The sequence below is a fragment of the Corallococcus aberystwythensis genome, from assembly GCF_003612165.1.
GTDB lineage: Bacteria > Myxococcota > Myxococcia > Myxococcales > Myxococcaceae > Corallococcus > Corallococcus aberystwythensis.
In genome coordinates, this window is record NZ_RAWK01000182.1 from 1 (window position 1) to 20,881 (window position 20,881).

Consider the following 20,881-nt stretch of genomic DNA (forward strand, 5'->3'; position numbering starts at 1 on the left):
GGCCCGGAATCATCCACGTTGGATTGCTGCGCGTACCCGTCATCCCCCCAGTCATCCGCGGCGACCGGCGCGGTCTGCGCGGCTGCCCCCTGGGTGGCCAGACCGACAATCAACGCAACCCACCATCGAGAACCCATGACTTCGTCTCCTATCGCCAGACCCCCGAGGGGACGCGGGCCTCCCCCACTTTATTCACCCTGGAGTCCCCAGGCCCGCAATCCTGTCGACACTGCTACAGTCCGGCGGGACGCGAATGCTGCGCCGACTCCTCCCCACATTGATCGCCCTGGGTTGTGGACTGCTGGCCCTCGGATGGGGGCTGGTGAGCCTCCAGCGCATCTTCACCCAGGAGCGTGAGGACGCCCGCGCCCAGGTGCGCTCACGGCGGGTCGCGCTGGAGCAGCTGGCGGCGGAGTCCCTGCGCACCTCGCTGGGGCAGTTGATGAAGACCCGCCTGCCGGCCCTCAACGCGGCCGTGGGCGACCCGCTGCTGCCCGCGGAGGGCTACTACCTGCTCTTCCGCGGCCACCAGTTCCTGCCGCGCGTGGACTGGCCCCGGGAGGGCACGGACGTCCCGGCCCAGGCCACCTACACGATGCTGTCGCACGCGCTGGATGACGGCCTGGCCCCGGCCCCCTTCCAGGAGCGGCTGTCCCGGCTGCGCGCGGCGGAGGCCGCCCTGGCTTCCGGCAACGAGGCGCGCACGGACGCGGCGGTGGAGGCGCTCCTGCGCTACCACGCGGCGCACCCGCTGACGCCGGATCAGGAGCTGCCCTTCACCCTGCTCACGGTGGAGTACCTGCAGCGCGGAGGGGACACGCCGCCCCTCATCCGCGCGCTGGTGCGCGAAGGCCTTCCGGAGGAGCTGGGCGGGATGTCACGGGACGCGGGTCTGCAGCGCAACCTGCTGCGCGCGCGGTCCCAGCTCACGCAGCCGGACTTCGACTTCCTCCAGGCGCGCATCGTGGAGCTGAGCCGTGCGCTGGTGGAGCCCCATGACGCCTTCGTGGCCCGCGTGCAGGAGGCCGGCGCGGGCGCGCTGGTGCTGCCGGACTCGCTGGACGGCCCCACGCTGCTGGCCGAGCAGTGGTACGTGGAGCCCGCGGCGGAACAGGTGCACGGCCTGGCCGTGGACATGTCCGCGCTGCTCCAGGACCTCACGCAGGAGCTGCGCGGGCGCAACCTCATCCCCCGGGACGGCCAGGTCCGGCTGGGGCCCGGCGGCGTGGCGCGGCCCCTGAAGCACCCGGGGTTGGAGGTGGCCACGCCCGGGTGGGCCGCGGCGGAGGCGGACATCGAGGCGAGGTACGGCCTGAAGACGCTGCTCGTCGCGGCATGCGGCGCGCTTGCGTCCGCTATCGCGGCGCTGGCGGTGGTGGCCCAGCAGCGCAAGTACCGCTTCGTGGAGCTCAAGAGCGACTTCGTCTCCACCGTGTCGCACGAGCTGCGCACGCCGCTCGCGTCCATCCGCCTGCTGGGCGAGACGCTGGAGCGCCGCCTGGGCAAGAGCCCGGAGGCCGGGGACTACCCCACCCGCATCGTGCGAGCGGCGGAGGGGCTGCACTTCCTGGTGGAGAACATCCTGTCGTTCAACCGCATCGACAAGGGGCGGTGGGCGTTGAGGCCCGCGCACGTGCGGTTGGAGGAGGCGGTGGGCACGCTGCGCGAGGACCTGCAGGACGCCGTCACCGTGCCGGTGGAGATCCGCTCGGACGTGGGGGACGTGGAGCTGGACGCGGACGCGTCGCTCGTGCGGATGCTCTTCGCCAACCTGGGCCGCAACGCCTGCCTCTACAACCTGCGCAGCCCGGTGGTGCTCACCGTGCGCGCCTATCCGCAGCCGGGCTTTGGCGCCACGGTGCTCTTCAGCGACAACGGGGTGGGCATCCCCCCGGAGGAATGGGAGCGCGTGTTCCAGGACTTCTACCGGCTGACAACGCCCGGGCCTGAGGTGCATGGAAGTGGCCTGGGGCTGGCGCTGTGCCGCAGAATCATGGGCCTGCACCAGGGCAGCATCCAGGTGGCCACCTCCGGCCCTGACGGCACGACCTTCGCCCTGACCTTTCCCGAGACGCGCCGATGACGACGCAGACGCCTCCCCCCTCCACCCGCCCCACCATCCTCATCGTCGAGGATGACGCCAACCTGCGCATGGGCCTGCGCGACAACCTGCGCGACGAGGGCTACGACGTGACGGACGCCCCGTCCGCGAAGGACGCGGCGCCGCACCTGGAGTCCCGGGTCTTCGACCTGCTCATCCTGGACGTGATGCTGCCGGGCGAGGACGGCTACAGCTTCTGCCGCCGCCTGCGCGCGGAAGGGGTGAAGAGCATGGTGTTGATGCTCACCGCGCGCTCGCTGGAGGACGACCTGGTGCGAGGCTTCGAGGCCGGCGCGCAGGACTACCTCACCAAGCCCTATCGCCTGCGGGAGCTGCTCGCGCGCGTGCAGGCGCTGGTGCGCCGGGCGGGCACGGCGCCGCCGCAGGTGGTGACCTTTGGCACCTTCACGCTGGACCTGGGCCGCCGCGCGGTGCTGCGGGCGGACGGCGGCGAGGTGGACCTGACGCGCACGGAGTTCGACCTGCTGGCGTTCCTGCTGCGCCACCGCGACCGCGCCCTGCCCCGGGGAGAAATCCTGGACGCGGTCTGGGGCCGCGACGTCGTGGTGGATCCGCGCACGGTGGACAACTTCGTGTCGAACCTGAAGAAGAAGCTCGGGTGGACGAGCACGTCGGGGTTCACCATCCACACGCTGCGCGGCGTGGGCTACCGCATGGAGGTCCTGAGCGGCGGCCCATCATGACAAAATCATGACCGACACATGGAGCCCCGTCGGCCTTTCGGCTGACGCGACTTCGTACCTTGCATCTTGTGGGGACGGGACGCCTGGAGCGTCCGCTCCAACCAGGAGGCGGGTCAGATGTTTGAGTCGGTCATCGAACGGCGGGGAGTGCGCTCGGGACGGTTCGGCACGGGCGCGTGGGTGTCCATCGGTGTGCACGCGGGGCTCCTGGGCCTGGTGTTCTTCATCTCCGGCCAGGTCCCGGAGACCACCGAACAGCCCTTCGTGCCTGTCGTCCTCCATGCGACGGCCATCCGCAAGGGCGTGAAGCAGGCCGCGCAGCCGAAGCCGGCAGCGACGGCTCCGGCGCCGAAGCCCAAGCCGCGCGTGGACCGCATCCCGCTGCACCCGAAGCCGCTGCCCGTGGATCCGCCGGACGCGAAGCCGGATCCGGAGCCGACGACCATCGCGGACGCGGCGGGCACGACCGACGCAACGGGCACGGGCGAGTCCGGCCCGGTGGGCGACCCGGATGGGGATCCGGACAGCACCAGCCCCATCGGATCCGTGGGGGTGCCGGTGATCAACACCGCGCCCACCGGCACCGACGTGCTGCCCTTCCAGGGCGGGATGACGCCGCCCCGGATGCTGAGCGGTTCACTGCTCGACTACACGCTGGAGGCGAGGCGCGCGGGTGTGGAGGGGATGATCATCGCGAAGTGCGTCATCACCACGGAGGGCCGGGTGCGCGACTGCCGCATCATCAAGGGCCTGCCGTTCATGGATGACGCGGTGCTGGAGGCCCTCTACTCGCGCGAGTACCAGCCCCTGACGTTCCAGGGCCGGCCGGTGAACGTGTCGTACACGTTCAACATCAAGCTGAAGATGCCCCGGTAGCCGGTGCGGGTGTCCGCCAGTGGAAGCGGCCGGACGCCCGCCTCCCCTTCGCGAAGGGAAAGCATCGCGACGGGACTGCGGGCCCGTTAGGAAAGTCCCGTCGCGCTCGGCCATGTGCGCGATACCGGCACCGGAAGGAGCGGGCCTCCCCCGGCCCGCTTCCGGTGCCGGTCCCTTTTCAAGCGCGATGGCGGACACCTGGTACGACGCGGTGGTGGTGGGTGCGGGTTTCGGTGGCCTGGGGACGGCACTGGAGTTGTGCCGCCGGGGCGCCCGGGTGGCGCTGTGCGAAGGGCTCAACTACCCGGGTGGTTGCGCGAGCACCTTCCGGCGCGGCGGCTACGGCTTCGAGTCTGGCGCCACGCTGTTCTCCGGGTTCGGTGAGCATCAGCTCTTCGGCCGGTGGATCCGCGATCACGCGCTGGACGTGACGGTGGACTGGCTGGATCCCCTGGTGGAGCTGCGGACCCCGGGCATGCGGTTGCCGGTGCACCGCGACCGGGACCGGCTCATCGCCGAGCTCCGCGCGCTGCCTGGAGCGCCCGTGCAGGGCATCCGGAGGTTCTTCGAGCTCCAGGCCCAGGTGGCTGGTGCGCTGTGGCCGCTGTTCGACGACCCGGACCTGCTGCCGCCGTTGAGCCTGAAGACGCTGATGCGGCACGCGGGACGCGCGTGGTCGTACGCGCCGCTGACGCGCTGGCTGGGCCGGCCCCTGGGCGCGGTGCTCGCGAATCACGGGCTGGAAGGCTTCACGCCGCTGCGCACGTATCTGGATGCGCTCTGTCAAATCACCGTGCAGTGCGCCGCCGCGGAGGCGGAGGCACCCTTCGCGTTCGCGGCGATGGACTACTACTGGCGCGGCACCGGGCATGTCCGGGGAGGCATCGGCCGGCTGGCGACGGCGCTGACGAAGGCCATCACGGACCGGGGCGGTGACGTGCTCCTGGCGAACCGGGTGCGCGCGGTGACGCCCGTGGACGGAGGCTGGCGCGTGACGGCGCGCAGGGGTGAGTTGCTCGCCCGGCACGTCGTGGCCAACGTGCTGCCTCACGGCCTGCGCACGCTGCTGGATGCGCCGGTGGGGCGGATGCCCCGGGTGGATGCGCTCGCGGAGCGCGTGGACGGCGGCTGGGGCGCGGCGATGCTGTACCTCGTGGTGCGCCCGCCCGAAGGTGACTCCGGCGCCGCGCATCACTTCGAGCTGGTGCGTGATGAGGGGGCGCCGTTCATCGAAGGCAACCACCTCTTCGCGTCAATCAGTGGAGCCGCGGACGAAGGGCGTGCGCGACCGGGCCAGCGCACGGTGACCGTGTCCACGCACGTGCCCTTGAAGAAGCTCGCGAGCATGACGCCGGAGGAACAGGCGAAGTACTTCGCCGGGCTCCATGCGCGGATGCGCGAGAACCTGGACGCGCTGCTCCCGGAGTGGATGGCCAACGTGGTGCATGCCATGACGGGCTCGCCGCGCACGTTCCAGCGCTTCACCTTGCGCGAGGCCGGCGCGGTGGGCGGAGTGCCCCGGCGCGCGGGGTTGGACAACTACCGCATCCTCGGGCCGTTCCAGGCGCAGCGCGGCCTGTGGCTCGTGGGGGACTCCGTGTTCCCGGGCCAGAGCACCCTCGCCACCGCGGTGGGTGGCGTGCGCACGGCCGCGAGCATCGCCGCGGTGCGCTGAAGCATTGTTTTACAACACAACCCGTTATCCACCGCTCCACTGGAATCCGCGATATCTGTATCAATCGCAGTCGTGGACCGCGTATGGTTTGTGTCCCCTCACGGAGGACACATGCGGTCAATCATTCTCGGTGGTCTGCTGGCGATGGCGGTGGGCTGTGGTGGTCCCATGGAGCAGGAGGACGGGCCGGACCTGGCCTCGCAGGAGGCTCCGCTCCCTGACTGCTCCAACGAGCCGAACGCGAACCTGCACAGGTACTACAACGACGCCGCGCACACCGTGCTGATCGGTGAGTCTGGTTGTTACTGCGGCGGGCTCTACTACTGGGGCGCCCGGTCGGTCTATTCGGAGTACATCCAGGAGTGCTGAGCCGGCCCGCGCTCAAACACAATTCCAATCTGTCTTTCCCTCTCACGGAGGATGTATGCGCACGTTTCTGATGGGCGGTCTGTTGGCGATGGCGGTGGGCTGTGGCGGTCCCATGGAGCAGGAGGAGGCGCCGGATCTGGCCTCGCAGGAGTCGGCGCTCCCGGACTGCCAGAACACCGACAACATGATCACGTACTTCAACAACGCGTCCCACTCGATCATCGTCGGCCAGCGCGGGTGCTACTGCGGCAGCTGGGTGAACTGGGGCCAGGTGTCCACGATCTACTGGGAAAACACCAGCTGCTAGGCCACCCCGGACATCACGGAGATGCTTGAAGTCCGCGTCTCCGCGAGGATCCGCGCCGCCTCCATGGCGGCGTCCTCCGGGCGGACGCTGGTGTCGGAGATGCCGGCGATGAGCCGGGTGCGGTCGTGGTCCACCGCGCCCGGCTTCGCCCAGGTGTCCGCGTCCGGCGCGGTGAGGTACGCGGAGAACGCGTGGTGCCCGGAGCCGGGGCGCTCGCCAATCACATGCACCAGGGCGCACGAACGCGGGTCCCCTTCCGCGCCGAACAGCAGGTGGCCCACCTGGTAGCCCGCGCGCACGCGGCCGTGCTTCACCACCAGCACCTCCGGCGCCACCCTCCAGCCCGTCGCCTCCAGCTCCGCGCGCAAGGTGTCCAGGAACGGCGGCAGGTGGCCCGCGTCCATCAGCGAGCGCGGATCCAACCCATCCGAGATGACGATCTGCGCGTCCCACCGTCCGCCGTGCCGGTCGCGCAGCGCGCGCACCGAGGCCTCCGACGCCGCGTCCAGTGACTCACCGGACGGCGGATGCAGGATGTAGTCGCGCCGGTCCTCGGACTTCGTCCGCAGCCGCACCGCGCCCGGCAGCGCGTCCACCGCCGCGTCGGACAGCTCCGACCACAACCCCACCTTGGCGTCCTCGTACAGCTGACGCAGGTCCTTCTCCAGCGAGGGCTCCAGCGTCCACGTCTCCTCGCCGTGCCCCACCGCCAGCGGCACGCTCCGGGCGCGCACCTCCGCCATCTTCACTGCCGCCTCCGCCCGGAGCTCCGCCTCCGTCCGCGTGTCGCCCTTGGCCCGCCGGTAGTGCACGTAGACGTGCGCGGGGTCGCCGAAGTGCTTCGTGGGCCGGCCGTCGGCGTCGATGACGCCCAGGCGCTGGAAGAACGCCCACATCCGGTCATCCACCTTCAGGCCATACCGCTCGCGCAGCCGCACGTGGTCCTGGAAGGACGTGGTGAGGTAGCTGAGCATCGGATCATTCCGCGTGGGCAGCGCCATCAGGTACGCGGGCCCGGCTTCCGCCAGCTGGTCCTGGCACCAGCCCAGGTCATCCAACGTCACGTCCATGTGCAGCGTGGAGCAGATGTCCAGGCCCAGCGTGAGGCCGTGCAGCTTGCCCATCACGATGTCCTCCAGGCAGCAGCGCACCAGCTGCTCGCGCGTGCGGAACACCTCCGGCCCGATGAAGCCCGCCACGTCGTTGACGTGCACCCACGGCGCCGGGTCGCGCCCCGCGCCCGCCTGCGCGATGGCCACCCGGCGCTTCAGGGCCCGCGCGAAGCCGTACTTGCGCGACTCGTGGATGAGCATGTCCGTGCCGTGGTGGTGGCCGTTCGTCGCGTCCGCGCCCTGCCCCGTCTCGAAGTACAGCCCCCAGCGCCCGGAGCGCGCCGCCGCGTGCGCCACCATCTTCTCCAGCGTCACGTCGAAGGTGCGGTTGGCCGCCTCGTTCCCACCGAGGCTCTGGAACCAGATGCCCGTGGTGCCCGGCCGCAGCGACTCCACCTGCGCCTGCACGTCGATGTGCGCGAGCACGCAGTGGGGCATCACCTCCTCCAACCCGAACGTCACCAGCACGTCGTGCAGCGCGGACTCCACCGCGGCAACCGACGCGACGTCCGACGACACCGGGTTGGTCCCCAGCACCACGTCACCCACCGCGAAGGACCACCCGTTGAGGACCTGCCAGCAGATGTCCTCGGGGTGATCCGTGGGCGAGTTGGGCTGCAAGCGCGCGCCCAGGTAGCCCTTCGCACCCACGCGGCTGCCCGGCAACGGATGGAAGATGCGTCCACCCACCGCCTTGAGCTCCGCGTCGGTCATCAGCTTCACGACGCACGCGATGACATCACTGGGGAGGCCACCGAGCACGCCGTGCACCTGCGCCTCGTCCGCGGTGAGCAGGTAGTCCTTGAGCTGGCCCAGCGTCCAGTCCGCCACGCGCTTCCAGCGCGCGGAGTCCCACGCCTCCAGGTTGAAGATGTGCAGCCGGTCCTCGAACGGAGGATGCGCGTGCACGTCGTCCAATTGCGTGCGCGACAACAGGGTCCGCGCCTTCGCTCGCGAGTCCTCGTCCGCCGCCGCGACACCGATGGCCGCGTCGCCTTCCTTGAACGCATTCGCCGCGCCCAACACCTGTTGATACAGGCGCGCGTCAAAGCCGCCGCTCAGGCGCTGCACGTAATCGAAGACATCTTCGTGGGGGAGGACGTCGGGGAGACTGACGCTCATGGGGCATGAGCTTTAACCGGTGCCCCCGTCGCGCCACCATCCCCTGAGAGAGCTGTCGCCTGTGTAACGCCCGGACGCCTGCCTTCCACGATGCTTGGCGTTGCAATCTTTTACATACGAAGTATCAACCTCCGTCCTTGCCGGGCGCGCAGTTCGCGGGAGGCTTCCAGGTGACCAGCGCGCCCACCCGCGCGTCCTGCACCTTCGTCACGCCCTTGGGCGCATCGATGCGGTTGACGCCGGGCTCGCGTGTGAAGCTGAGCTCCCGGACCGGGACGGGCAACGCCGGGCAGCCCTCCTGCAACGTGGATTCAACCTCATCCATGAGCACGTTCGCGTGGTCCTCACCGGGCGCCCACGAATCGGGATACGTGAACTTGCCCGACAGCAGCTCCGCGCCTCCGGGAGGAAACCAGTTCCAGCTCAGCGTCGTCTGCGCCGTGGAGCCTCCGAGAACCCCACCGGTGACCCCGCCCAAACGCCCCTCATCGTTCGCGGGCCACTCGACGCGGAGCCCTTTGGGCACCGGGATGCGCAAGGCCTCCACCTGCACGTCATCCACTTCCGGTTCGAGCAGCAGCATCCAGAGCAGCTCGCGGATCCGCTCCGGTGACACGCGCCCCACCCTCACGCCGGACCGGCGCGCGGCATTCGTGGCCGCTCCGTCCACGGTTCCTCCTGACTGCAACACCAGGCTGGAGCAACTGCTCGAGTGGTACGTGGTCCCCGTTGCCAGGTGGTACGCGTCGAGCTGATCACAGAACTCGTAGTGCCCTCGCCTGCCCCGCACGACCAGCCATCCGTCCGCCGGCGTGCGGATGCGCCCCAGCGGAAGCACTGACTGGACGTGCCGCGCTCTCGGGTTGCCCGCCAGGCATCCCCGCCACGCCTTGTAGCGAAACCGGGCAGGCTGCTTCCGGGCATCCTTCATGCAGTCCGGCGGAGGCGGCTCATCCTCGTCGAACGTGCCGGGGCGCCGGTTCTCCCGCAGGAAGGACTTCTCCGCCCGTGCGCGCCAGGCCTCGGTCTCCGCGCCACACGCACCCGCCTGCACGGGACACAGCAGGGACGCCAGACGGTGTTTCGGTGAAGCCTCTCGCGCCAGCACCACGCGAAGGTCCGGAGGAATCACGATGGATTGCGCTCCGGCAGGGCCTGATTCCAACTGGGCCGCGAAGTACGCCTTGCCCCCATCCCGCCACCAGGTCTTCAGCGCGAGCGCGAGCACGGGGTGCTCCTCGTCCCAGCTCAGCGGCTCCCGGTGCTCCTCCTCGCGAGCGAGGCCGAAGCAGCGGTGGCGCAGCAACAACATCAGGCCCGTCCGCGCCTCCTCCACCTCACCGTCCTCCGGGAGCGCCTCCATCCGCGCGTCGAACGCAGCCAGCTCTTCCTGCGCCGACTTCCAATCGGCCGTGTCCGGCTTGCACGGGACGATGCGCTCCGCCCTTGAAGGCGCGGCCGCCAACAGCCAACCCAGCCCGAACGACACGATGAGGGACACGGACATGCCCGCCATGGCAGCCGTTCCCGGGCTCGGACGTCAAGCCGCGCGGCGGCGCACTACTCGCCCAGCAGGGCCGACCAGAAGCGGACCAGCTTCAGCGCCTCCATCGCGCCGGATTGCCGGTCCATCTCCGCGTGGGTGATCAACGGCGTGGGCCGCAGGTGCACGTGCGTGTGCGGTTCCAGCGCGCGCGCCAGGAGCGTGGACTCGATGGCGGGGATGACCGAGTCATCCGTCCCGTGCAGCAGGTACACCGGCGCCCGGGGCGCGGGGGAGCGCTCCGGCGACAGCGACGGGTCTCCGGCGAAGCCCTTCACGAAGGGCAGCAGCCGGGGCCCCAGCGCGGCCACGTCGCGCGTGTTCACCTGATGCAGCAGCGTGGCGGCGGGCTCTGGCAGCGCGGCTTCCATCGCTCGGGCTTCCGCGAACGCGGCCTCCGCCTGACGCTTGTCCACGAGCGTCAGATGCGACGCATGCATGAACTTCAGGACGCCCTGGCGCAGCGCCTCCACCTGCTCCGGCGGCACCAGCCGGTCCGCGACGTTCAGCAGGATGACCACCACGCCGTAGTCGTGCGGCGTGCGGTGCACCCCGTCCGCCTGCACGCCCGTGCACAGGAAGGACAGCACGCGCGACAGCTCACCGTGCCCGCCGAAGGACAGCACCGCGGCCACCCGGTCGCGCAACGCCGGCCGGCCCGCGGCGACGACGGACAGTCCTCCGGAGAAGCTGATGCCGAAGAGGTCCACCTCCCCTTCGGGTGCCAGTGCTCCCGGCCCCAGCGCCCAGAGGGCCGCGTCCTCGATGACGTCTGGCAGGCGCGGCGTGATTTCGTAGCGCAGCAGGTCCGGCGGCTCCGGGGTGAGCACCGGCTGGCCGCCCATGGCCAGGTCCTCCGCCAGCTTCACCAGCCGGGGCTCGTCGATGCCCGCCGCGTGCACGCCCGACGTGAGCACGATGAGCCGGCCCTTGCGGTGATCCGGCTGGTAGAGCCGCCCGCGCACCGGCCCGTGGCGTGTGGGAACGCTCAGGTCCGTGACGGTGAAGGCCCCGGTGCCGTAGCGGGCCACGGCATCGGCCGTGGTGCCGTGCAGGCCCGCCGCGCGCAGCACGAAGGACAGCCCGCGCAGCTCGGGCGGCACCAGGAGGACGACCGCGAGCAGCAGGGCCGCCAGCACGGCCCCCAGCGTCCAGCGTGTCCGGCGCTTCATTGCATCAGGGTTTCGACGAAGGTGCACAGCTGGTCGCGCTCGAAGGGCTTCTCCAGCAGCTCTCGCGCGCGGCGGCCCACGAACTCACGGGCCTGCGGGTTCACTCCGCCCGTCATCAGGCCGGTGCGCGGCGCCAGCTCCGGCGCCAGCCGCTCCAGCTCCACCAGGAAGTCCATGCCGCTCATGCCCGGCATCATCAGGTCGCAGAGGATGGCGTCGAACTTCTCGCCGTGTGACAGCCGCCGCAGCGCCTCGCGGGCGTCCTGGATGACGTGCACGTCGTAGAGGTTGCGCAAGAGCCGGCTCACCGCGCTGCCCACCGCCGGCTCGTCGTCGATGAGCAGCAGCCTGCGCAGGTTCCGCGTCGCGCGCGCCGACTGCGCGGCGTCCTCCACCACGACCGAAGCCGGCTGGGCGGACCGGGACGCTTCGGGCGGCAACGTGAGCGCCGGCAGCTCCACGCGGAAGAGGCTGCCCTGCCCCTGTTCGCTGGCCACCTCGATGTGGCCCCCCATCGCGTGCACCAGCGTGAGGCAGATGGACAGGCCCAGGCCGGTGCCGCCCTTCGGCGAGCGCGTGGTGAAGAACGGATCGAAGATGCGCTGGCGCACCTCCGCGGGCATCCCCTGCCCGTTGTCCTCCACCTCGATGAGCACGTGGCCCTCGCGCCCCGGACGCACGCGCAGCTTGAGCAGGTTCTCTTCCGGAGGCCGCTCGCCAAAGGCCTGGAGCGCGTTCGTCAGCAGGCCCGTGACGACCTGGCTCAACCGGCCCTCGTTGCCGTGCACCGCGGCCACCGGCTCCAGGTCGCACGCCAGGCACGTGCGGTGCTGGAGGTCGTCGCGCATCAGCTTGACCGCGCCCTCCACCGCGCGCCGCACGTCCACCGGCCCGTGCTGCTCCTCCTCCGTGCGCGAGAACGTCCGCAGGTCGCGCACGATGGAGCGCACCCGCCCTGCTCCCTCCAGCGCCTCGGCCACCACCTGCCGCAGCTCTTCCAATTGCTCGGGCGGCACCGGCAACACCGGCTGCGCCACGCGCTCCCAGAGGTAGGCCAGGTTGGAGGTCACATAGGAGAGCGGGTTGTTGATCTCATGCGCCACGCCCGCCGCCAGCGTGCCCACGGACGTCATCCGCTCCGCCAGCCGCCGCTGCGCCTCCAGGCGGGTGCTTTCGGTGACGTCGCGCACCAGCCCCACCAGGAAGCGCTCACCGTTGGGCAGCGAGTACGCGGCCCGCTGGGTGAGCACCTCGTGCGAGCGGCCCTTGGAGTCGGTGAACGAGCCCTCGTCCTCCACCACCTGCCCGGTGGTGAAGGCGCGCTCGTCCTGGCGCCACGACACCTCCGCTTCATGCGGCGGCACGTGCGGCGTGGTGACGATGCCGCGCAGCGCCTCGGCGGGTTGATCCAACAGGCGGCAGTAGGCGCCGTTCGTCGCCACGAGCCGGTGCTCGCGGTCCTTGATGAACAGCGGCTCCGGCACCGCGTCCAGCGCGCCCTGGAACATGTCGCGGGCACGCCGGAGCGCCTGCGCGTCCCCGTCCGCGGACCTGCGCCGCAGCGCCACGAGCCTCGCGCCCCAACGCGTGCCGGGCGGCGCCACGCACTCGTCCGCGCCCGCGCTGATCAGCGCCTCCGCCTCCTCGCCCTCGCGCTTCGTCAGCACCACCAGCCACGTGCGCGTCTGCAAGCGCCGCGCGTGCGCCCACTGGCAGCGCGCCTTCACCGCCTCCAGCGGACCGCCGTGGTCCCACAGGACGAGGAGTCCTTCGGGCAGCGGCTCCGGTGGAGACTCGACGCGGATCACCCGGCACGCACGCCCTTCGGCCGTGGCGCATAGATCGCGTTCCACGTCCTGGGCCACCGGGGCTGGGACCGCCACCAGCATTGCGTGCACCGCGTCGCTCCTCGCGCCCCACGGGATCATCCTTCCCGCGTTGCTCGTCCGCATTGCAGCCTTGACGATGCCAACCCGTCAACGCGGGGCCTCGCGGACTGCCCGTAGCCCATTTCCGGGTCCGGTGGGACTCAGATTTGCACGGCACCGCGCGCGACGATGCGGGGGCCTACCTTGCAGGAGGGTAGGAGCGAACAACGTGCGCAGTGCTGCGGCACGGTCTTCGCCGGGCAGGCGCCGCTCATGCCGTAGTGGCACAAAGCAAAGTCGTAGCGGACGGGGTCTTCTGGATCGAGCGCCCGCAGCGACGCCGTCACCTCCTCCGCCGTACGCCATGTGAGATCCGTGCGCTTCGTGAGTCCCAGGTGCAGCGCCATCCGTCCGATGTGCGTGTCCAATGGGACCAGCAGTGCTGACGCGGGCACCTGCTTCCAGATGCCAAAGTCCACCGCATCCGGCCCGCGCACCATCCAACGCAGGTACAGGTTGAGGCGCTTCGCCGCGCCGGGCCCCAACGGCGAGGGCAGCAGATGGTGCAGGCCGCGCTCCGGTCCCATTGCCTCGCGGAGTGGATCCATGGGCACGTCCCGCAGCGCGGCGGTGAAGGCCGCGAGCGCGCCATGCAGCGTGCCGCTCGCCTTCCAGCCCCGGACGAAGAGGGCTTCCAGGCTGCCGTGCTCGCGCAGTGCCCCGCCCATGCCCAGCAGCAGCACCGCCAGGTCGGTGCCCACGTTGAAGCGGTACACGAAGCCCGTGAGGAGCGCCTTCGCGCCCGCCACGTCCAGGGCGCGCACGAAGGCCGCCGGCGACGGGCCCATCTGCTTGAGGAGCGCGTCCACCTTCGGGCGGAAGAGGTCCGCGCGCCCGTAGGCCAGCGCCGCCGCGAGCAGCGCGCTGACCTCCACGTCGCGAGGGTCCGTGTAGCGGTGGGGGAACTCCACCGGATCGAACCCGATGCGCGCCTTCGCGTCGGTGGTTGCCAGGAAGGCATCCAGCCGGGGGCGCAGGCGGTCGGCTGCCTGGGTGCTCAGGCCGGTGTGCGCGACACGGCGCTTCTTCATCTCGCGTCCAGTCCTAACGCGTGAGCTCGCGCACCGCGTGGCCCAGCTCCGGGAGGATGAGCGCGTCCAGCGCCAGCCGCACCGCCTGCGGTGAGCCCGGCAGCGCGAAGAGGATCATCCCCTGGTACGTGCCCGCCGTGGCGCGCGACATCATCGCGGGGCTACCGATGCGCTGGAACGACAGCATCCGGAACAGCTCGCCGAAGCCGGGCAGCTCCTTCTCGAAGAGCGGGCGCAGCGTCTCCACCGTGCAGTCGCGCCGGCCAATGCCCGTGCCGCCCGTGAAGAGCACCGCGCGGGCCCCCGCCGCCTGCGCCTGCGCGAGCGCACCCCGGATGGCCTCCGGATCATCCTTCACCACCGTGTGCCCGGCGACGGTGTGCCCCGCGGCGGCCAGGCCCTCACGCAGGTCCTTGCCGCTGCCGTCGTGCGCCTCGTCCCGGCTGTCCGAGCACGTCACCACGTACGCGCTGACGTGCACCGGCGCGCGCGACTTGTGCTCCGCCGCCACCGCCGAACCCTCGTGCGAGTGGTCGTGGTCGTGGCCGTGTGAGTGGTCGTGGTCGTGTGAATGGCCATGACCGTGGTCGTGTGAATGCCCGGGGTGGTGGTGGCCGTGGCCATGACCGGGGTCATGGTCGTGATCGTGTCCGTCGTGTCCCATGGTGGACGCTCCTGGAAGCGGGAAGGTGGAGGGGCGAAGGGTCAGGCGTCGGGCAGGTCGACGACGAGCGTTCCGTCCTCGACCGTGAGCTGCACCGTCGGCTGGTCATCACAGACGCCGGGGGACGTGGCGTTCTGGCCGGTGTCCATGTCGAAGCCGACCTCGTGGCAGGGGCACACGACCATGTTGTCCTCGATGCGTCCGCCCGACAGCAGACATCCGGCGTGGTTGCACCAGTCATCGAGGCCCTTGTAGCGGCCGTGGATCTTCGCGATGCAGACGTTGCGCTTGCCCACTTCGTAGCCCCGCATCTCCCTCTCGGCGAAGTCCGCGGGTCCCAGCTTGATCTTCGTCATTGCGTTCCTTTTCCCACAACGCGTTCAGGCCTGCACCCCCGTTCCCCCGGCATTAATTTCCCGACCGTGACTCCCGACGTGACACCCTCCACCGCCGTGCTCACCGACAAGGCGGCCGTTGCCCAGCTCCTCCGGGACATGTCCCTGCTGCTCCAATTGCAGGGGCAGAGTGGCTTCCGTGTCCGCGCCTATGACATCGCCGCGGACCGCATCGCGAACCTGCCGCAGGACCTGGGCGCCGTCGTCACCGAGGGCCGCCTGCAGGAGCTCCAGGGCATTGGCCCGGGGCTCGCCGACAAGCTCACCGAGCTGGTGACGACCGGCCGCATGACGGCCTTCGAGGAGCTGAAGGCCCAGTTCCCCGCCGGCCTGCTGGAGCTCATGAAGCTGCCGGACGTGGGCCCGAAGAAGGTCGCGGCCCTGTGGAGCGAATTGCAGGTCGGCAGCGTCGAGGACCTGGAGCGCGCCTGCCGCGACGGCCGCGTGCAGGAGCTCAAGGGCTTTGGCGCCAAGAGCGAGGCGAAGCTGCTGGACGGCATCGCGGTGTACCGGCGCGCACGCGGAGAGCGGAAGCTGTTGGGGGACGCGCTGCCCATCGCGGAAGGGCTGCTGGAGCTGATCCGCCAGGCCCCGGGCGTGGTGCGCGCCAGCCTGGGCGGCAGCGTGCGCCGGCGCGCGGAGACGGTGTCCGACGTGGACCTCATCGCCTCCGCCGCGGACGCGGGGCCCGTGCTGGACGCGCTCGCGAACGCGCCGGGCGTGGCCACGGTGATTGGCAAGGGCGAAAGCAAGTGCTCCGTGCGCATGGTGCAGGGCGACCTCCAGGTGGACCTGCGCGTGCTGCCGGACGAGGACTTCGCCACCGCGCTGCACCACTTCACCGGCTCCAAGGCGCACCACATCCGCCTGCGCAACCTGGGCCATGAGAAGGGCCTGAAGATTTCTGAATGGGGCGTGCACCGCGAGGACGGCACCAAGGTCCCCGTGCCCGACGAGGCGGCGCTGTACCGGCTCCTGGACATGCAGGAGGTGCCGCCGGAGCTGCGCGAGGACAACGGCGAGTTCGAAGCCGCGCGGGCCGGGAAGCTGCCGGAGGACCTGGTGACGCTCGCGGACGTGCAGGGCGCGGTGCACGCGCACAGCACCTGGTCCGACGGCCGCAACACGCTGGAGGAGATGGCGCTCGCGGCCCGGGCGCTGGGGCTCAAGTACCTCACCATCACCGAGCACAGCGAGGCGGCCATCCACGCGGGCGGCCTGAAGGTGGATGACCTCAAGCGGCAGTGGGAGGAGATCGACCGCGTGAACGCGGCGGTGCCCGGCCTGCGGCTGCTCAAGGGCATCGAGGTGGACATCCTGGAGTCGGGGGCGCTGGACTACGCGGACAGCGTGCTGGAGCAGCTGGAGGTCGTCATCGCCTCCATCCACGTGCGCCACTCCATGGACGAGGACCAGATGACGCGCCGGGTGCTGGCCGCGCTGGACAACCCGCACCTGCACATCCTGGGACACCCCACCGGGCGCCTCATCCAGAGCCGCGAGCCGTACGCCCTGCGCATGGAGGAGGTGCTGGAGCGCGCCCGGGAGCGCGGCGTCGCGGTGGAGATCAACGGCAAGCCGGCACGCCTGGACTTGAAGGCCGAGTACGTGCGGCAGGCCGTGGGGCTCGGGGTGAAGCTGGTGGTGAGCTGCGACGCGCACCGTCAGGACGACCTGAAGAACCTGGCCTACGCGGTGGCCACGGCGCGCCGGGGCTGGGCGAGGAAGAAGGACATCCTCAACACCCGGTCCGCCGAGAGCTTCCTCGCCGCCCTGCGGGAGCGCTGATAGGCTCACGGGCGCGAAGATGTTCCGCCCGCTCGTCCTCATCCCTGCCCTCCTCTGCTTCCTCCTGGCCCTGCCCTCCCGGGCCGGCACGGAGGCCCGTCCCTCGCGCGCCGACCTCCAGCGCGTGCTGGAGCTGCACACCCGCTCGTCCGTGCGCGTGCGCGGTCCCCAGCACGCGGGCCCCGGCATCATCGTGGGCGCGGACGGCCAGGTGCTCACCGCCGTCTCGCACGTGGGTCCGCAGTCCGCCCAGGTGGAGCACGCGGGCAATGCCCTGATGGCGCGCGTGGTGCTCTCCAGCACGGTGCTCCAGGTCGCGGTGGTGGCGGGCCCCCAGGGTGTGTGGCCCGCGGCGCCGGTGCGGCTGGTGCCGGAGGGGCTCGTGGGCCGCTGGGTGGTGGGCGTCATGCCCGCGCGCAAGAAGGGGCAGCGGGAGACGCCGAAGGCCGCGCTGGCGAAGGCCGCCCCCGCGCCGTTCTTCGACGTGGAGCTCACGCTCGCGCCGGGCAGTCCGCTGTACGACGGGGACGGGCGGCTGGTGGGCGTCGTCGTGGAGCGCCGCGGCCGTGGCGCCCGCGCCCTGCCCCTGACCGCGGTGAAGGCGGAGCTCGCCTCGGCGGACGCGCCATGAGCCGCCCTCCCGGGCCGCCGTTCCGGCTGAGCGCGGTGCAGGAGGCGGTGGGCCTCTGGGCGCTGGGCTTCCTGGGCATCGTCGTGGCGTTCCTCATCGCCGGGGGCACCAGCGTGCCCAAGCTGGTGGCCACGGTGGGCTTCCTCTACCTGCCGCTCATCCCCATGCGCTGGCGCGACGAGGACTACCGCGACTACGGGCTCACCCTGCGCGCGTGGAAGCAGGACCTGCGCCTGTTCTTCATCCTGTGCGCCATCGTGGGGCCGCTGTTCTTCGCGGGCTTCGCCGGCTTCGTGCAGGTGGTGCCGCACCTGCCGCCCGCGCTCGCGCAACACCTCACGCCCATCATCGGCGAAGGCCACTTCCAGCCCCGCCTGCCCCCGCGCTTCGGCGAGTGGGTGATTGATCAGCTCTTCGTCGTGGCCCTGCCGGAGGAGTTCTTCTACCGGGGCTACCTCCAGGCCCGCCTGCGCGATGCGTGGCCCCAGGGGCGCGTGGTGCTGGGCGCGCGGCTGGGACGCGCCTTCTGGGTGACGGCGCTCCTCTTCGCGCTGGGCCACCTGGCCATCTTCCAGACGTGGCGGCTGGCGGTGTTCTTCCCCGCGCTCCTCTTCGGCTGGATGCGCGAGCGCACCGGCACCCTGGTCGGCTGCTCCCTCTTCCACGCCGCCTGCAACCTCTACGTGCGCTTCCTGGAGGTGTCGTTCTTCGGCGGCCCGTAGCGGCCGTTCAAGCTGGCGGCAGGTGCTGGACCTGGAGGTCCGCGCCCACCACCAGCGTGGTGCCCTGTGGCAGCTCCACCCAGCCCTGCGTGCGCGTCACGTGGCTGGCCACCACCACCGTGCGGCGGCGGCGGTGCGCGCTCACCTCCGGGTGCGTCTCCGGCGTCTCTGGCGTCACCCCGCAGTGGGCGCACTCCGCGCTGCCCTCCAGGCGCGTGTAGAACAAGGGGGCGTCGCCACGCCGGGTGGCGAGCAGCAAGGCGCCGTTGGTGGCCACCAGGTTGAGCGGCGGCGTGCGCACCTGCCCTGCCTTCACGAGCGCGGCCTCCACCTCGCGCACCGTGTCGCGCAGCACGCGGCCGGCGACGCCGGGCTCCAGGCGCGGATCATCCGTGCGGCCCAGCTCGCGCAGGCGCGTGAGGAACAGGGCGAAGAGGAGTTCGCTGTCGGTGGGCCCCCGCAGCTGCCGCCGGAGGTGCTCCGGGACCCGTGAGAGCAGCGGGGCGCGCAGGGGCTCGAAGTCCGTCAGCGGGCCCTGGTGGGCGAACAACCAGTGGCGGGACCGGAAGGGCTGGGTGTTCTCCTCGGGCGACAGGCCAAGCGGGAGCCAGCCCGCGTGGAAGAGCACCGCCTCCGATTCATGAGGTGGCCCCAGGTCATCCAGGGTGATTTCGCGGTCCGGCGCCAGGCGGCGCAGCAGGACCTCCTCCTGGGCATAGGAGCCCACGCCCAGGGCGTTGGACCGGGCCTCCGGGCGGAGGACGACCTGCCAGGTCAGCCGGTGCAGCTCACACCGGAGGAGGTTGGGATCCGACGACAGGGCGGCGAGGATGGCGGACATGGTGATTCCCCCCTTCACCCAAGGGATAAGGTCCATGGACCCTGGGTTCAGGAACGCGAACCCGCTCCCCTGCTCTGACGCTAAGCCCTTGAAATGGCTGGCATTTGATCAGTCATTGAATTGACACCTCACAGCGTGGCGCCTAACCTCCGGGCGCTTCCCGACTGCCCTCCCCACGGGGAACCGGGGTGCAGGTCTTCACCGGAGACGGAATGGCGGACGACATCGCAATCGGCATCGACCTGGGCACGTCGTATTCGTGCGTGTCCGTCGTCCACGAGGGCCAGCCCACGGTCATCCCCAACGAGTGGGGTGAGACGACCCATGCCTCGTGCGTGTCCTTCCTGGAGGAAGGGTCCGTGCTGGTGGGCAACGCGGCGAAGAAGAACATCATCACCAGCCCCGAGACGACGGTGTACTCGGCCAAGCGGCTCATCGGCCGGTATTACTTCTCCGACGAGGTGAAGAAGGCCCAGGCGGTGATGCCGTACCGCATCGTCGAAGGCGACAACAACTCGGTGCGCATCGGCGTGCGGGAGCGCAGCTATTCGCTGCCGGAGATCTCCGCGCTGGTGCTCAAGGAGATGAAGGCCGTCGCGGAGACGTACCTGGGCCGCGAGGTGCACAAGGCGGTCATCACCGTCCCGGCGTACTTCAACGACAACCAGCGCCAGGCGACGAAGGACGCGGGCCGCATCGCGGGCCTGGAGGTGCTGCGCATCATCAACGAGCCCACCGCGGCGGCGCTCGCGTATGGCTTTGGCCGGGACGTCAACCAGCGCGTCGTCGTCTACGACCTGGGCGGCGGCACGTTCGACGTGTCCATCCTGGAGATTGGCAAGGACGTCTTCGAGGTGCTCGCGACGGCGGGCGACACGTACCTGGGCGGCGACGACTTCGACGACCGCATCATGACGTGGATGGCGGAGGACTTCCTCAACCGCACGCGGCTGGACCTGCGGCAGAACAAGTACTGCCTCCAGATGCTGAAGGACGCGGCGGAGAAGGCGAAGATCGACGTGGGCCAGACCGGCACCGCGGAGATCCTCTGCCAGGGCATCTGCCAGGACGCCAACGGCAACGTGATGGACCTGCGCAACACGCTCAACCAGGACCAGTTCAACCGGATGGTGATGGACCTGGTGCAGCGCACGTTCAAGGTCTGCGACGAGGCCTTGCAGAGCGCGCGGCTGACGGCGGCGGACATCGACGCGGTCATCCTGGTGGGCGGTCCCACGCGGCTGCCCATCATCCGCAACTCGGTGAAGCACTACTTCCAGAAGGAGCCGCTGGAGGGCATCAACCCGGATCAGGTCGTGGCCATGGGCGCCGCGCTCCAGTCGCACGCGCTGCTGGACAGCAAGACGGAGACGTTCCTGGTGGACGTCACGCCGCTGACGCTGCGGATTGGAACCGTGGGCGGGTACACGGAGAAGATCATCGACAAGAACACGCCGGTGCCCATCGACCGGTCGAAGACCTTCACCACCAGCCGCGACGGGCAGGAGAAGGTGAAGATCCGCGTGTACCAGGGTGAGTCCAACCGCGCCGAGGAGTGCGAGATGCTGGGCGAGTTCGAGTTCTCGGGCTTCCGCATCGGGTACCGCGGCGAGGTGAAGATTGAAGTGACGTTCGAGATCAACACGGACGGTCTGGTGAACGTGTCCGCGTGTGACGTGGAGACGGGCCAGAAGACGTCCACGACCATCACGTTGTCGTCCGGCATGACGGAGGCGGACATCCAGCAGTCGATCCAGTCGAACCGCAACACGCGGCTCGCGGGCCACAACAGCAACGACATGCCCGCCGTGGCCAACTAGGCGCCGCCGATGTCCGAGCCTTCTGATCCGAACTCTGGCGCGCCGCCAGGGCCCGCCGCGCCCCCGGCCCCCGCGCGCCC

The 20,881-nt window shown here is 70.5% G+C and carries 18 protein-coding genes; 10 read left to right on the forward strand and 8 right to left on the reverse strand.

Going from position 1 to position 20,881, the window contains the following annotated elements:
- Positions 1 to 253 precede the first annotated feature (253 nt).
- The 6 genes from D7W81_RS26790 to D7W81_RS26815 all read left to right on the forward strand — a co-directional run bounded on the left by D7W81_RS26790 (position 254) and on the right by D7W81_RS26815 (position 6,032).
- Positions 254 to 2,083 carry a sensor histidine kinase gene (locus tag D7W81_RS26790; protein ID WP_120558231.1) on the forward strand — a complete coding sequence of 610 codons (1,830 nt, stop codon included), beginning with the start codon at positions 254 to 256 and terminating at the stop codon, positions 2,081 to 2,083.
- Positions 2,080 to 2,805, forward strand: a complete 726-nt coding sequence (locus D7W81_RS26795) for a response regulator transcription factor (protein ID WP_120558232.1) — start codon at positions 2,080 to 2,082, stop codon at positions 2,803 to 2,805. Before D7W81_RS26790 ends, D7W81_RS26795 begins: the two co-directional genes overlap by 4 nt.
- Positions 2,806 to 2,922: 117 nt before the next feature.
- Positions 2,923 to 3,681, forward strand: a complete 759-nt coding sequence (locus D7W81_RS26800; protein ID WP_120558233.1) for an energy transducer TonB — start codon at positions 2,923 to 2,925, stop codon at positions 3,679 to 3,681.
- Positions 3,682 to 3,868: 187 nt separating this feature from the next.
- Positions 3,869 to 5,356, forward strand: coding sequence for a phytoene desaturase family protein (locus D7W81_RS26805; RefSeq protein ID WP_120558234.1), 1,488 nt, complete (start codon positions 3,869 to 3,871; stop codon positions 5,354 to 5,356).
- 111 nt (positions 5,357 to 5,467) lie between these two features.
- Positions 5,468 to 5,725, forward strand: a complete 258-nt coding sequence (locus D7W81_RS26810) for a hypothetical protein (protein WP_147445632.1) — start codon at positions 5,468 to 5,470, stop codon at positions 5,723 to 5,725.
- Between the two features lie 55 nt (positions 5,726 to 5,780).
- Complete coding sequence (locus D7W81_RS26815; protein ID WP_147445633.1) at positions 5,781 to 6,032, forward strand: hypothetical protein; 252 nt, start codon at positions 5,781 to 5,783, stop codon at positions 6,030 to 6,032.
- Here the strand turns inward: D7W81_RS26815 and eutB are convergent.
- The 7 genes from eutB to D7W81_RS26850 all read right to left on the reverse strand — a co-directional run bounded on the left by eutB (position 6,029) and on the right by D7W81_RS26850 (position 14,960).
- Positions 6,029 to 8,266 carry an ethanolamine ammonia-lyase subunit EutB gene (gene eutB / locus D7W81_RS26820; protein ID WP_120558237.1) on the reverse strand — a complete coding sequence of 746 codons (2,238 nt, stop codon included), beginning with the start codon at positions 8,264 to 8,266 and terminating at the stop codon, positions 6,029 to 6,031. The two genes, D7W81_RS26815 and eutB, sit on opposite strands and share 4 nt — an antisense overlap.
- Positions 8,267 to 8,390: 124 nt before the next feature.
- Entirely contained in the window at positions 8,391 to 9,782 is a 1,392-nt protein-coding gene (locus D7W81_RS26825; protein ID WP_120558238.1) for a hypothetical protein, read from the reverse strand.
- 44 nt (positions 9,783 to 9,826) lie between these two features.
- Positions 9,827 to 10,981, reverse strand: coding sequence for a dienelactone hydrolase family protein (locus tag D7W81_RS26830; protein WP_120558239.1), 1,155 nt, complete (start codon positions 10,979 to 10,981; stop codon positions 9,827 to 9,829).
- Complete coding sequence (locus D7W81_RS26835; RefSeq protein WP_120558240.1) at positions 10,978 to 12,933, reverse strand: ATP-binding protein; 1,956 nt, start codon at positions 12,931 to 12,933, stop codon at positions 10,978 to 10,980. Before D7W81_RS26835 ends, D7W81_RS26830 begins: the two co-directional genes overlap by 4 nt.
- A 77-nt stretch (positions 12,934 to 13,010) precedes the next feature.
- Positions 13,011 to 13,940 (reverse strand): TIGR02757 family protein, encoded by a 930-nt coding sequence (locus D7W81_RS26840; RefSeq protein ID WP_208721465.1) that lies wholly within the window; start codon positions 13,938 to 13,940, stop codon positions 13,011 to 13,013.
- A gap of 13 nt (positions 13,941 to 13,953) precedes the next feature.
- Positions 13,954 to 14,421 (reverse strand): MogA/MoaB family molybdenum cofactor biosynthesis protein, encoded by a 468-nt coding sequence (locus D7W81_RS26845; RefSeq protein WP_208721466.1) that lies wholly within the window; start codon positions 14,419 to 14,421, stop codon positions 13,954 to 13,956.
- A gap of 224 nt (positions 14,422 to 14,645) precedes the next feature.
- Complete coding sequence (locus D7W81_RS26850) at positions 14,646 to 14,960, reverse strand: Rieske (2Fe-2S) protein (RefSeq protein ID WP_120558242.1); 315 nt, start codon at positions 14,958 to 14,960, stop codon at positions 14,646 to 14,648.
- 66 nt (positions 14,961 to 15,026) lie between these two features.
- On the opposite strand from D7W81_RS26850, the gene polX reads away from it, so the two are divergent.
- From polX to mrtX, 3 genes are read left to right on the forward strand one after another with little or no spacing between them, the layout of a single operon-like run.
- Positions 15,027 to 16,787, forward strand: coding sequence for a DNA polymerase/3'-5' exonuclease PolX (polX, locus tag D7W81_RS26855; RefSeq protein WP_120558243.1), 1,761 nt, complete (start codon positions 15,027 to 15,029; stop codon positions 16,785 to 16,787).
- A 19-nt stretch (positions 16,788 to 16,806) separates the two neighbouring features.
- A complete protein-coding gene (locus D7W81_RS26860; RefSeq protein ID WP_120558244.1) occupies positions 16,807 to 17,418 on the forward strand; it encodes an MXAN_2756 family trypsin-like serine endoprotease in 612 nt (203 codons plus the stop codon).
- Positions 17,415 to 18,140 carry a myxosortase MrtX gene (gene mrtX, locus D7W81_RS26865; RefSeq protein ID WP_120558245.1) on the forward strand — a complete coding sequence of 242 codons (726 nt, stop codon included), beginning with the start codon at positions 17,415 to 17,417 and terminating at the stop codon, positions 18,138 to 18,140. Before D7W81_RS26860 ends, mrtX begins: the two co-directional genes overlap by 4 nt.
- 7 nt (positions 18,141 to 18,147) lie before the next feature.
- Here mrtX and D7W81_RS26870 read toward each other — a convergent pair whose 3' ends face one another.
- Positions 18,148 to 18,981, reverse strand: a complete 834-nt coding sequence (locus tag D7W81_RS26870) for a class II glutamine amidotransferase (RefSeq protein WP_120558246.1) — start codon at positions 18,979 to 18,981, stop codon at positions 18,148 to 18,150.
- 212 nt (positions 18,982 to 19,193) lie between these two features.
- Between D7W81_RS26870 and dnaK the strand changes: the two genes are divergently transcribed.
- A complete protein-coding gene (dnaK, locus tag D7W81_RS26875) occupies positions 19,194 to 20,801 on the forward strand; it encodes a molecular chaperone DnaK (RefSeq protein ID WP_120558248.1) in 1,608 nt (535 codons plus the stop codon).
- The last annotated feature ends 80 nt before the right edge of the window (positions 20,802 to 20,881 follow it).